At 65.3% G+C, this 12140-nt stretch carries 10 protein-coding genes; all 10 read right to left on the reverse strand.

Going from position 1 to position 12140, the window contains the following annotated elements:
* Positions 1 to 2 precede the first annotated feature (2 nt).
* Genes F8N82_RS09620 through F8N82_RS09665 form a run of 10 tightly spaced genes read right to left on the reverse strand, consistent with a single transcriptional unit; the run spans position 3 to position 12139 of the window.
* A complete protein-coding gene (locus tag F8N82_RS09620) occupies positions 3 to 692 on the reverse strand; it encodes a GNAT family N-acetyltransferase (RefSeq protein WP_038995046.1) in 690 nt (229 codons plus the stop codon).
* A gap of 34 nt (positions 693 to 726) precedes the next feature.
* Positions 727 to 2646: a hypothetical protein gene (locus F8N82_RS09625; protein WP_038995047.1), complete on the reverse strand. Its 1920-nt coding sequence runs from the start codon at positions 2644 to 2646 to the stop codon at positions 727 to 729.
* A complete protein-coding gene (locus tag F8N82_RS09630) occupies positions 2643 to 3947 on the reverse strand; it encodes an oligosaccharide flippase family protein (protein WP_038995050.1) in 1305 nt (434 codons plus the stop codon). The genes F8N82_RS09625 and F8N82_RS09630 overlap by 4 nt, the downstream gene beginning before the upstream one ends.
* Positions 3944 to 4954: a polysaccharide deacetylase family protein gene (locus tag F8N82_RS09635; protein WP_038995051.1), complete on the reverse strand. Its 1011-nt coding sequence runs from the start codon at positions 4952 to 4954 to the stop codon at positions 3944 to 3946. Before F8N82_RS09635 ends, F8N82_RS09630 begins: the two co-directional genes overlap by 4 nt.
* 9 nt (positions 4955 to 4963) lie before the next feature.
* Complete coding sequence (locus F8N82_RS09640) at positions 4964 to 6100, reverse strand: glycosyltransferase family 2 protein (protein WP_038995052.1); 1137 nt, start codon at positions 6098 to 6100, stop codon at positions 4964 to 4966.
* A complete protein-coding gene (locus F8N82_RS09645) occupies positions 6093 to 7058 on the reverse strand; it encodes a glycosyltransferase family 2 protein (protein WP_038995053.1) in 966 nt (321 codons plus the stop codon). The genes F8N82_RS09640 and F8N82_RS09645 overlap by 8 nt, the downstream gene beginning before the upstream one ends.
* Positions 7055 to 8425, reverse strand: a complete 1371-nt coding sequence (locus F8N82_RS09650; RefSeq protein WP_038995054.1) for an O-antigen ligase family protein — start codon at positions 8423 to 8425, stop codon at positions 7055 to 7057. Before F8N82_RS09650 ends, F8N82_RS09645 begins: the two co-directional genes overlap by 4 nt.
* Positions 8422 to 9510, reverse strand: coding sequence for a glycosyltransferase family 4 protein (locus F8N82_RS09655; RefSeq protein WP_038995055.1), 1089 nt, complete (start codon positions 9508 to 9510; stop codon positions 8422 to 8424). Before F8N82_RS09655 ends, F8N82_RS09650 begins: the two co-directional genes overlap by 4 nt.
* Positions 9507 to 11096 carry a GumC family protein gene (locus F8N82_RS09660; protein ID WP_038995056.1) on the reverse strand — a complete coding sequence of 530 codons (1590 nt, stop codon included), beginning with the start codon at positions 11094 to 11096 and terminating at the stop codon, positions 9507 to 9509. The genes F8N82_RS09655 and F8N82_RS09660 overlap by 4 nt, the downstream gene beginning before the upstream one ends.
* Positions 11097 to 11116: 20 nt before the next feature.
* Positions 11117 to 12139, reverse strand: coding sequence for a polysaccharide biosynthesis/export family protein (locus F8N82_RS09665; protein WP_038995058.1), 1023 nt, complete (start codon positions 12137 to 12139; stop codon positions 11117 to 11119).
* Position 12140 lies beyond the last annotated feature (1 nt).

Raw genomic sequence — 12140 nt, forward strand, 5'->3', positions numbered from 1 at the left:
GCTCAGGTCACCGTGGCCGGGGCCGGGCTGGCTTCAGGTTTGCGCAGGGCCTCCAGGCGCGATTCGCTGTAGCGCGTCTCGCGGTAGAACTTCCAGCGCCCGAACAGGCAGTACACATTCATCACCCGCCCTTGTTCTTTATAGCCCATGCGCAGGTGAAGTTTCAGCGCCGGGATGTTGTGGCTCTCGCACACGTCCACCACGGTGTCGCAACCCTGGGCGGCCATGGCCTTCCAAAGTTCCAGCTGCAGGTCTACCGACAGTTGCGTACCCCAGTACTTGCGTGTGAGTTCGCCACCAAATTCGAAGAACTGCCCAGGCTCCACCGGGAACCAGCAGCCGTAGTAGTGGCGGTCGTGGTAGTGGCGCAGGCTGCCCCAGATAAACGCCACGGTGTCGCCGGCGTCATCGAGGAACATCAGCCCGGTGTGGCCTTCGGCGGCCAGTTCGCGCATGGTTTCGATGCGGTCGCCAAAGTGTTTGGCAAAGGCCCGCACGTTATGCACGGTGATGGTTTCGACCCGCAACGCCGGGTAGGGTTTGAGTCTGTGCGGCGGCACGGGGCTTACCAGGTCGCGTTCCATCCACAGCAGTTCCCAGTGGTAGAACAGGTAACGCTTGACCCCGGCGTTGAGGGTATTGCGCAGTCCTTTGCGCTTGATACGTTCCTGGATTTTGCTCAAAGCACTCATGGTGCCTCCTGTTTCGGGCAGGTGAGGTGCGCGCTCATGACGCGCTCCAGGTCAGGGCGAACAGGGTTTGCCCCGGCAGTTGAAACTGAATACGGCCGCGTTCGCAGGTAAAGCGAGCGCTGCGTGGCTGGTTGTCGGGGCCGAAGAAACTCAGGGCACCTTCGGGGCATGCTTGCTCGGTGGCCAGGCTCACCTGCTGCAGGCGCTCGCCTTTGTTCACTCCCAACAGGCTGCGCTGTTTGCCGCGGGCCATGGCCAGGGCGTCGACTTCGAAGGCGTCGTTGTCCAGGGCCAGCACCTGGTCCAGCCAGTGCTGCTGGATGAACTGCTGGGCCAGGCCTACGGGCTTGAGTTCAAAGCGGTTTTCGCCCAACACCCGCACCATGCCCTTGGGCCACTCGGGCTCATCGGCGACGTGGAACCAGTTGAGCATGTCGAGCAGGCCGTCCTGGGAGGCGTTGATCACTACCGAGGTCCACCACAGGGCGGTGAAGTGGGTTTCCTGGTCGTAGGGGCTCAGGCTCGAGCCGCTGGAGAGGTTGGTCTGGTCGAGCAGCAGGGCCTTGTTCGGCCGGCCCTGGGCGTCCAGCCCGACCAGCTCGGCGGCCTGACGCACCGAATCGCGGTAGCTGCGGGTGGCCAGCAGGTCACGGACCATCCATTCGTGCCAGGCCAGAGCGTCGATCTGCTGGCCGTGGTCCTTGAGCAGGCGCCGCGCCCAGTCCAGGCCGATGCGCTTTTCGCTGCTGCCGTGCAGGGGGCCGTTGACCAGCCGCGAGCTGGCCGGCATGGCGATGCGCACCCCGGCTTCACGGGCACCGGGGCTGCGTTGTACGCGCTCGGCCATGGTCTGAAAGTAGCGGCTAAAGGTTGGGTAGTCGCTGTAGTTGAGGTTCGGTTCATCGGCGAAGGCCAGGTAGTGCAGGGTGCTGCCGCCCAGGCTGCGGGTAGTCGCGAGCCAGTCGTCGAGGCCGTCGTTGCTGGTGCGGTCGGCGGCCAGAACCGATTCGCGGCCGGTGCCGGCCAGCAAGGTGATGTCCTGTTTGATGGCGTAGCGTTGCTGGTAGAAGCGGCGGAATTCGTTCTCGTAACCGGGCTTGCGCGCTAGCAGGTCGGCAAAGCTGTAGAAGCCGGCCGCTTGCGGGCGCAGGGCATCAAGCACGGCGTAACTGGACGGCGGCGGCAGCACATAGGGCAGGTTGACGCCCAGGTCCGGGGTGCGGCCCAGCACCTTGTGGCCCAGGGTCAGCGCGACCTGGCCGTCGGCGTTGTGCAGCGGCCCCAGTTGTCCGGCCTGCTGGGCAAACAGGTTGGCGCTGCCGTCGAGCCAGAACGCCACCTTGCCGCGGCCTTGCAATTGCAGGCGGAAGGTCTGCGCTTTGCTGGAAACCGGCAGCGGCAAGCGATCGAACTGCCAGTAGGCGGGGTAGGGCTTGAGCGTCAGGCTCAGTTGCTGGCCGTCACTCAAACGTTGCACCTGCAGGCCGCGCACGCCGCCGTGGTACTTGCCGGCCAGGGTGGCTTTAACGCCTGAGGGCACACGGAAGTACAGCTCGACATTGGGCCCGACTTCGGCACTGAAGTGCACCTTGGCCGGGGCGAACAGGGCGCGGGTGCTGTCGGCGTGCTCGATGCGGTAACGGCGAAAGCTGTAGCCGGGGATCTCCAACTGGTAATAGCTGTTGCTCGGCGCCAGCGGCCATTGCACCCGGCCACGGGTTTCGCTGGCCTTGATCGGCCGTTCGGCCTGCAGGCGGCCCTGGCCATCGAGCAGGTAGATATGTTCGGGGTTGGCCTCGGCCTGCCAGGCCGGTTGCCAACTGACGCTCAAGGTGTCGGCCTTGCTCGGTTGCAGGTACAGGCTGCCATCGCGCAGGTCGCCCCAACGCAATGGCGCAGCCTGCAGCGTGGCGCTCAACAGCACGCTGGTGACCACCAGGGCGGTGCGCTTCATGCCGGCCGCCGTTGCAGCATCTGCCGTAGCGGCGCCAGGTCGCTGGGCAGTACCAGCAGGGTTTGCCAGAACGGCACGGCGCTGAGTTTGCAGTACAGCAGCAGCATCGCCAGAGTCACTGCCAGGTAGGCGATGGAGGAGGCCATGGCGGCGCCGACAATGCCGTAGGTGGGTATCAGCAGCACGTTGAGCACCAGATTCAAGGCCGCGCCCACACCCATCATCAGCGACACCGTGCCGGGGCGGTTCTTGCCCAGCAGGTCCAGGCGCAGGATGCTCGCGTAGCACAGGCCGAACAGCCCCGGCAGCAAGGCCAGCAGCGCCGGATACGCCGGTTGGTATTCGGCGCCGAACAGGGTAACGATCAGCCATTCGCCGATCAGCGCCATGCTCAGGCAGGCGCAGAGCATCACCGTGGCGGTCAGGCGCAGGGCCAGCGGGGTGAGTTTGTCCATGCCGGCGTCCTGCTGCAGCAGGCGCTTCATCAGCGGCGTGGTGACCGCTTCGGGAACGATCAGCAGCAGTTCGGCGGCGGCGCTGGCCATGGCGTAATGGCCCAGCGCAGCACTGCCGAGCATGGCGCTGATGAACAGGTAGTCGGAGCGCAATATCACCTGCTGGAACAACAGGTCCGGGTGGCTCTTGGCGCTGAAGGAGAGCAGCTCGCGCTGGCCGCTGCGGTCCCAGCACAAGCGGATCGAGTGCTGGCGGCCAAGCCAGTACAGGCCTAGCACCACCACCAGGCTCAGGCCCAGCAGCCAACTGATCAGCGCCGCTTCCAGCGCCGCGTTCTGCCACATCCAGAACATCCCGACAAACAGCAGCAGCGGCACCAGCGATTCGGTCAGGCGCAGGGCGTTGAAGGCGCCGACGCCGCCGGTGGCGTTGTGCAGGGTCAGCAGGCCGCTTTTGAGCACGGTCAGCGGCACGGCCAGCAGCAACAGCCAGGCCAGCAGGCCGAGCTGGGTGGTCACTTCAAGTTCAGTGCCGAATTCCCGGGCCAGGGCCACGCAGATCAGGGTCAGGGCGCCGGCCACCAGGCAGCCGTAGATCAGCACCTGGCTGAGCAGCAGGCCCATATTGCGTTGCTTGGCCGCCTGGTAGCCGACCGCCGTGTTGAGGCCGCCGCTGGTGGCGGCGCTGATCAGGTCGGGCAGGGTACTGAGCAGGGCGAACAGGCCGCGCTCGCTGGGGCCGAGGATGCGCGCGAGCAATACGTTGCGCATCAGCCGCAGGGCAATCATCGCCAGGCGTGTGCCCATGCTCAGCAGCAGGTGGCGAACATAGTGGCTGCGGCTCATGGGCGGCCTCCGCGGCTGATGCGCCAGGCCAGCAGCGACGGGCGGCTGGCGCTGCGCTGGCTGACGCTGATGCGCGGCAGGGCCAGGGGGTCGTCATGGCCCTGGCAGATCCCGGCACGGGTGCTCAGGGCGAAGGGGTAGCGGTGCGCGGCGAGGCGCTCGCGCACTCGGGCGTCGTGGTCGCCATTGGGGTAGCAGTACACCGGCAGCGGCTGCTTGCAGCCTTGTTGCAGGGCGTAGTGGCTGCGGCTCAGTTCTTCTTCCAGGCGCTGGTCGTCCAGGCCCGGCAGCAGTGCGTGGCTGGCGCCGTGGGGGCCAAAGCTGATCAGCCCGGAGTTTTCCAGGTGGCGCACCTGGTTCCAGTCCAGGGCCTGGGGCAGGGATTCGGCCGGGCAGGCGTCGGTGAGGTGGTGCAGGGCCATGGGGCTCAGGGTTTTCAGGCTTTGCAGGTACTTGCCCAGGGCCTGGCTGCGTGAGTGCGGGCGGTCGCTCATGAAGTAGGCCGCCGGCAGCGGCCGGCCGATTTTGCGCAGTTGCTCGATCAGTGCCCGGCGGGCGATTTCGCCATGGCTGCCCCACAGGGTTTCGCCGAGGCTTTCCCACCAGAAACGCTGGCGGCTGCCGATGTAGTCGGTAGACAAAAAGATGCTCGCCGGCACCTGGTACTGCTGCAGCAGCGGGAAGGCGTTGAGGGCGTTGTCGCGCCAGCCGTCGTCGAAGGTCAGGGCGACCTTGGGCCGGTTGCCGCTGCGTGGGTGTTGGTGGGCGTTGAGCAGGTCCATCAGGTGCACGCACTCAAAGTGGCGGTGCAGCCAGCGCAGCAGGCGCTCGAAGGCCTGGGGGCCGACGCACAGTTCGTTGCGGTGCGGCAGGGCGGCGCTATTGTCGTCGGCCAGCACCCGGTGCAGCATGAGGATCACCCCGGCGCCGCGCAACTGGCTGCGGCCCTTGGGGGAGTTGAGGTACAGCCAACCGCTGGCACGCTTTATACTGGTTTTTATCGGCATGTCAGGTGCTCATCGAGTCTGGTCGGGGGTCCATTGGTTGTAGCTGTGCCCGCGCAAAAACTGCCACAGGCCGACACTCATGCCGGCCAGGGTCACCAGCACAAAGGCCGCCAGGCGAAACGGTTTGGGCAGGCGCTGACGCACATCCAGCAGACCGGCGATGGCAATGGCATAGCCGATCAGTTGCGCGGCCAGGGTCAGGCGATAAAAACCGTGGCCGTCGAGCAACCACAGGTTGGCCAGCAGCAGCGGCACCAGCAGTACCGGTGCCAGGCGGCGGATCAGTTTGTGGCTGATCAAGGCGACGGCGTACAGGCCGTGGCGCAGCGGGTTGAGCAGTTCGCGGCGTTCGGCCAGGCTGATCAGTCCGCCAACGGTGACGCGCTGGCGGCGGCTGAACTGACGCTCGGCTTCGTCGACGCCCTGGTCGAGCACCTGGGCCTGGTCGACATACACCACGCGCTTGCCGGCCACCGGTGCGCAGGTGTTGATGTAGAAGTCATCGTTGACCCGCGCCGGGATTGGCTGGTACAGCTCGCGGCGCAGCGCCTGCAGGGCACCATCGGCCGACACCGTGCAGCCGGTGCGGCTCTCCACCCGGCGCAGCCAGGCTTCGTAATGGCGGTACAGGCTTTCGCCCAGGCTCAGGCCCTTGCCGGCCACCGGGATGATCATCTTGCCCACGGTGCCACCGACCTGCGGGTCGGCAAACGGCGCCAGCAGCACCGCCAGGGTGCCGTCGATCCAGTGCACATCGGCGTCGGTGAACACCACGATATCGCCCGTGCACTGGGTGACGGCGACGTTGAGTACGCTGTTCTTGCCCATGCGCGGCAGGTCGAGGACCTTGATGCGCGGGTCGTCGAAGCTGCGCGCCAGGGCCACGGTGCGGTCGCTCGAGCCATCGCTGGCGACGACGATCTGCAGGCTTTGGGCCTGGTAATCCTGAGCCAGCAGGTTGCGCAGCTTGTTGTCGATATTGCGTTCTTCGTTGTGCGCGGCCACCACCACGCTGACCCGTTGCGGCGCCAGCGGCGCGGGTGCGTGACGGGGGAACAACGGCCCCACCAGGGTCAGCAGCAAGGGGTAGCCAAGCCAGGCATAGAACGGCAGCAACAGGCATAACCAAAAGATGAACTCAGCCACGGGCGGGCCTCCTTGCGTTCCAGTTGAACAGGCTGAGCACGAAGGCCGCGCCGGCCAGGTGCAGGCGGACCCAGTGCAGGCCCCAGAGCTGCAGGGCGAACAACAGGTCACGGTGTTTCAGGCTCTGGCGCAGGCTCAGTGCCAGCGCCGGCAGGGTGGTGAGCAGCAGCAGCAACAGCGCCAGGTGCGGGAAGCCGCCGAGCAAGGCCGACAAGGCCAAGGCATCGAGTACCCAGACCCCCAGTGACAGCAGCGGAAAGCGCAGCAGACGCAGGCTTGGGCCATTGCTGCGCAGCAGTTGCAGGTTGCTGCCCTGGCGCCACAGCTCCTTGCCCAACCATTCGCTCAAGCTGCCTTCATAGCCCCAGTGCAACACCACCGGGTCGCGCAAGGCCAGCAGACGCGCGCCGGCCTTGTTCAGGTGCCAGGTAAAATCCTTGTCTTCACCGGTGCGCAGGGTTTCGCTAAAGCCGCCGACTTTGTCGAACCAGTGCCGTTGCATCAGCAGGTTGGGGGTCGGCAGCCACTGCATCGGGTGCAGCGCCGGCAAGCCTGCGCGCAAGGTGCGCCGTTGCCAGGCGCGGGCGAACCAGGGCGCCTGGCGCGGGGTGTCGCAGTCCAGGGCAAACACGTCGCCACGGCCTTCGGCATGCAGCTCCAGCAGCAGGCTCAGCCAGTGCTCCGGTACTTCGATATCGGCATCGAGAAACGCCAGCCATTCGCCGCTGCTGGCCTGCACCCCACGGTTGCGCAGGGCGCCGATAGTCAGCCCCGGCAGGTTCAGCACCTGGGCGCCGAGGCTGCGGGCGATCTGCGGGCCGTCGTCGCTGGAGCCGTTGTCGACGACGATCAGCTCGCACTCCAGGCCGGCATCGGCGGCGGCTTTCAGGGCCGACTGCAGGGTGCGGGCAATGTGCCGGGCTTCGTTGAACATCGGTACCACGACACTGACCTTCATGCCTTCTCCTGCGCCAGGCGTGCCTGCTCGGCTTTGAGGCGCAGCACGCTGGACAGCGCCAGCATGATCCACAGGTATTTGTGGTTGGGCGCACTCAAGAACATCAGGAACAAACTGATGGCGAGCATGCTCATGCACAGGTGTGTGAGCAGGTCAGCCTGGTAATGGTCACCTTGCTGCAGCCACAGTCGCCGGGCGTACCAGACGTTGTACAGGGCCAGCAGCACCATGCTGACGAACAGGATGCCCGCCGGTATGCCGACTTCGCTGAAGATTTCCAGGTAGGTGTTGTGCGCCCGGCGGTACAGATCGCCGACCTTGCGGTTGGCCGAGAACGCCTTGGCGTAGCCGGTGGTGGCGTAGTGCAAAGGGAAGGTGCCGGGGCCGGTGCCGAGCACCGGGTGCTCGCGGATCATCTTGCTGCCGACCACGATGTACGACGAGCGCCGGCCCAGGGAGTCATCCTTGAAGGCGTTGACCCCGGACTTGAGCAGCGCCAGCGACTGGATGCGCGCCACATAGCTTTCCGGCATCAGCGCCACCATGGTCGGCAGCAGGATCGCAAGGCCCAGCATGGCAAAGCCCAGGTGCCGTGGGCGCAGGTGGGCGACCTGGGTGCGGTAGTGCACCAGGACAATCCCCAGGCTGATCAACAGCACCACCAGGCCTGAGCGTGAGTTGGTCTTGGTCATGCCCGCCAGCAGCAGGATGCAGCAGGCAATCCAGAACAGCTTCTGCAGCCGCTGGGGGCTGTTGAACACCAGCCACAGGGCCATCGGTACGGCAATGGCGATGAGCATGGCGAATACATTGGGGTCTTCCAGCAGACCTGCGGCGCGGCCTTCGTCCTGGTACTTGGCCGAGACCATGGCCATGATGCAGGTCAGGCCGACGCTCAGGGTCACCAGCCGGTACAGCATCGGCAGGTTGAGGTCGCGGCCGACCAGCAGGGTGATGCCGAACAGCAGCAGGCCGACCGCCAGTTCACGCAAATGCCCCAGGGACATCTCGCTGCTGTCGCTGGCCCAAAAACTCAGCAGGTACAGCGCCAGAAAACCCAGCAGCAGGCGCCACATGCTGCTACGCAGGCGCTCGCCAGGCAGTTGCTTGACTGCCAGTTGCAGCACCAGCACCAGGGCCAGGGCCGCGCCGATCAGTTTGGTGGCGGTCAGGTCGCTGTCCTTGAACAGGCCTTCCAGCGGCACCAGGGTGATGATCGCCAGCAGCCCCCAGGCCGGGCGTTTGTACAGCGCCAGTAAACCGGCCAGGCCGATCACCGCGCCAGGCGCGAGGAACGGGTAGGGGCTGGCGAGCAGGGCCAGGCAGGCAATCGCCAGCAGGCCGATCAATGACAGGGGAATGATCATGCGCAGGTCTCCGTGGCCGTGCCCAGGTAGACCCGGGCCCAGCGTTGCGCCAGCGTCGGCAGGTGATAATGTTCGCGTTGGGTACGCCGCGCCTGGGCGATCAGTTCGCCGGCCTGGGCCGGGTCGAGCATCAGCGCCTCAAGCTGGGCGGCCAGCTCTTGCACCGCCAGGGGCCGGGCCAGCAGGCCGCTGCGCCCGTGTTCGATCACATCCGGGATACCGCCAACGCCAAAGGCCACCACCGGCACACCATCTTGCATGGCTTCGAGCAGGATCATCGGCGTGCCCTCGGTGCGTGAGCTGATCACCAGGGCGTCCAGGCGCGCCATCCACTGGCGCATGTCGGCCTGAAACCCCGGCAGGCGGATGCGCTGGCTCAAGCCGGCGGCGTCGATGCGTGCTTGCAGGGCGTCACGCTCAGGGCCTTCGCCGAGCATCACCGCATCGAGCTGCGGATGACGCTGGCATAGCGGGATCAGGGTATCGAGGAACAGGTCCGGGCCTTTTTCACAGCTCAAGCGCCCGACATAACCGGCCAGCCAGCGGCCACCGCCGTCGTGGCGTGCGGGCAGGGCGTCGGCTTCCGGCAAGCCGTTGGGGATCACCTGCAGCTTGTGCTCGGCAACCCCGGCCTGGCGGTGGATGCGCTTGATGCTTTCGGCCACGCAGATCACCCGTTCGACGGTGGCGGTGCGGCACAGCTGCAGGTTGACCCAAGTGTAAAAACGCTGCTTGCGGCTGCTGGGGGTAAAGCCGTGCTGGGTGGCGACCATCGGCAGGCGCCACAACCGCGCGCCCAGCCAGCCGTACACCAGGCCCTTGAAGTTGTGACTGTTGAGTAGCGGCTGCTGGTCGTGGCGCAGGCGCAGTTCGCTGAGCAGCTCGCCCACCCCATTGCAAGTCTGGCAGGCCACGCCGGCGGCGCGAAAACGCGCCACCAGTTGCTCCGGGGCCCCGAGGAACAGCACCTGGTGCTGTCCCGGGGTAGCCTGGCAGTGGTCCAGCAGCATTCGCTCGGCGCCGTAGAAACCGCCACTGCTGAGCAGGTGCAGGATCGGCCGCTGCGGGGTCAGGGCTGCGTTCAATTGCGCACCCAGTGCACCAGCCGCGGCAGCGACCAGCCCTTGTAGGGGTTGGGGGTTTCCGGGGTCTGGTCGTTGATCACCAGCAGTACTGGCAGGTCCAGTTGATGGCTGATTTGCGCCGGGTGCTTGAAGCGACGGTCAAAGAACTCTTTGACATACACCAGGGCAATGGCCAGCAGCAGGCCGGTGAGCATGCCGAACGGTACGATCAGCAGCGGCTTGGGAAACGCCGCCTCGGCAGGCTCGTACGGTGCGCTGAGGATTCGCGCGTTGGACAGGCCTGCCAGCAGGTCGGCGCCGCGCGATTCTTCGTAGCGCTGGGTGTAGGTGAAGTAGGCCTTGTGCAGGGCGTCGATCTCGGTGTCGAGTTGGCGTGCCTTGCTCTGGGTTTCTTGCAACTGGTGCACGCGGCCTTTGAAGTCGGCGATACGCGCGGTCTTCTGGGCGATCACGTTCTGCACCACGGCCAGGTCTTTCTCGCGCTCCTTGATGCGGTTGGCGACGATCTTGAGGAACTGCTGGCGAGTCTTGGCGATTTGCTCGCGCTGCAGCAGCATCTGCTCGCTGCCGGGCTGGAACACTGCCAGGTCGCTGACGTAAGTCAGCACCAGGGTGGTCAGCTGTTCACCGAGCTGCTTGATCTCGCGGTCTTCGAAGGCCACGTTGTCGACCGTGGTGGTGAAGGTGTAGGGGAAGGCAAAATCGCGCATGTTGGCGTTGCCAGCGGCGGCCAGGCTGGTTTTCAGGTAGTCCAGCCACTGCTGGCTTTGCAGCAGGCGGTCGCGGTACTGGTTCAGCGCCTGTTCTTCGGTGTTGATGGCATTCAGGCGGAAGGTGATCTCTTCCTTGGGGTCTGAGGAGCCGATGCTTTCGAGCATCCCCAGGCGCTTGCCTTCAAGGTCATCCATGCGCACCTGGTACTGCAGCTTTTTCTGCTCGTAGAACTGTTCGGGCAGCTCGTTGGACTGCAGGTTCTGGCGATTGCGCAGGTAGTTGTCGAGCAGGCGGCTGACGAACAGCGTGCCCAGTTTCGGATCAGGGAAGCTGTAGGTCACCGAGACCACGTTGGAGCCGGGCAGGGTTTCGACCTTCAGGTCCTTGATGGCGTCGTCGGTCAGGGTGTCGAGCTGGGTGTCGCGCACCGGGTCGACTTCCAGGCCGAACATCGTGCGCACCGGGTTGACCACGTACTCGCGCAGCGGGTTGATGACCGCGTTGCGGATCGGCCCGAACACCACCCGTTGCATGAAGCTGGGCGGTACTTCGTACTTGCCCTCGTCGCGCAACTGGCTGATGGTTTCGCGAATCAGGGTGGGCGAACGCAGAATATTGCTCTCGGTTTCCATGTCGGCCAGCGAGGGCGGGATGAACTTGTCGGTCTCCTGGGCCAGGGTGGTGTTGGTATCGCTCTGGGAGAGTTTTTTCGACTGCACGATCACCTCGGCGGTGATGTCGAAGCTCTGTTTGAGCACCAGCGGCAACAGCAAGGCGATCACTGCGAAAACCAGGAACACGCGTTTCACCAACTGGCGGTTGGCGAAGAAGATCCTGAAGAATTCATGCAGGTAGTTTTCTTTTGTGTTCATGCTCGGATACCCGCCTGGGATTAGTTGTTGTCGCTGTCTTTGTTGTCAACGCGATAACCGAAGCTGAAGCCCACGCCCTGGAACAGCACCACGTCAGCCAGTTGCCGGGCCAGGTCGCCCGCGCTGGCAAGCTTGGTCTTGGGCACATACAGCATGTCGTCCGGTTGCAGGTAGGCCACTTGCGCGGCGCTGGCATCCAGGGCCTTGTCGACGTTGTAGGGCACGGCCTGCACCTGGTTGCCGTTGCGGCGCATGATCACCACCGAGTCGAGCCGCGCCTTGATGTTCGGGCCACGGGCCAGGGTCAGGGCTTCGAGCACCGACACCGGGCGGCGGATCGGGTAGGCGCCGGGCTGGCCGACTTCACCCAACACGTAGATCTCGTTGACGGCGGTGGATTTGAGCATCACGTCCACGGTCATCCGCCCCGGCAGGTCGGCGTAGCGTTTGTTCAGGTAGGTTTGCAGCTGGGTGACGGTCATGCCCTGCAGCGGTACCGAACCGATTTCCGGGAAGCTCGCCTGGCCGTCGCTGCCCACCGTGATCTCGCGGCTCATGCCGGTGGCCGGGTGGTTGAGGGCGCTCTTGAGGTTCTGCTCGTTGGTCAGCGGGCTGATCACCTGCACGGTGACGTTGTCACGCCCCGGCTGGAACAGGCGCTTGTTGCGGTACGCCTGCTGGATGGTGCGCCGGGCTTCATCCGGGGTTTGCCCGGCAACGTTCACCGAGGTGTTGGCCCGCGGCAGTTCGATGGTACCGTCAGGCAGCACCAACTGGTTGCCGTTGAGCGAGCTGGCCGCCGGGAAAGCCAGGCCGACGGTGTCGCCAGACTGGATGCGGTAGGAGGCCGAGCCGCTGGTGCTGATGTGGAAGATCACATCGAGCACGTCCTGTGGGCGCAGCACTTGTTCGCTGCGCGGCAGTTCGGCGTCCTGGGCGTTGCCAGGGGCGGCGGTCATGATCTGTACCGGCATCTGCCGGGTGTCCTGATTGGCGCAGCCGGCCAGGGTCAGCAGGCACAGCGCAAGCGTTGTGTATTTCATG

The sequence above is a fragment of the Pseudomonas fluorescens genome, from assembly GCF_902497775.2.
Taxonomy (GTDB): domain Bacteria; phylum Pseudomonadota; class Gammaproteobacteria; order Pseudomonadales; family Pseudomonadaceae; genus Aquipseudomonas; species Aquipseudomonas putida_F.

Bases quoted from the DNA above. Each gene is read 5' to 3' on its own strand.
- F8N82_RS09620 (WP_038995046.1), bottom strand. From the start codon at position 692: ATGAGTGCTTTGAGCAAAATCCAGGAACGTATCAAGCGCAAAGGACTG.
- F8N82_RS09625 (WP_038995047.1), bottom strand. From the start codon at position 2,646: ATGAAGCGCACCGCCCTGGTGGTCACCAGCGTGCTGTTGAGCGCCACG.
- F8N82_RS09630 (WP_038995050.1), bottom strand. From the start codon at position 3,947: ATGAGCCGCAGCCACTATGTTCGCCACCTGCTGCTGAGCATGGGCACA.
- F8N82_RS09635 (WP_038995051.1), bottom strand. From the start codon at position 4,954: ATGCCGATAAAAACCAGTATAAAGCGTGCCAGCGGTTGGCTGTACCTC.
- F8N82_RS09645 (WP_038995053.1), bottom strand. From the start codon at position 7,058: ATGAAGGTCAGTGTCGTGGTACCGATGTTCAACGAAGCCCGGCACATT.
- F8N82_RS09650 (WP_038995054.1), bottom strand. From the start codon at position 8,425: ATGATCATTCCCCTGTCATTGATCGGCCTGCTGGCGATTGCCTGCCTG.
- F8N82_RS09660 (WP_038995056.1), bottom strand. From the start codon at position 11,096: ATGAACACAAAAGAAAACTACCTGCATGAATTCTTCAGGATCTTCTTC.
- F8N82_RS09665 (WP_038995058.1), bottom strand. From the start codon at position 12,139: ATGAAATACACAACGCTTGCGCTGTGCCTGCTGACCCTGGCCGGCTGC.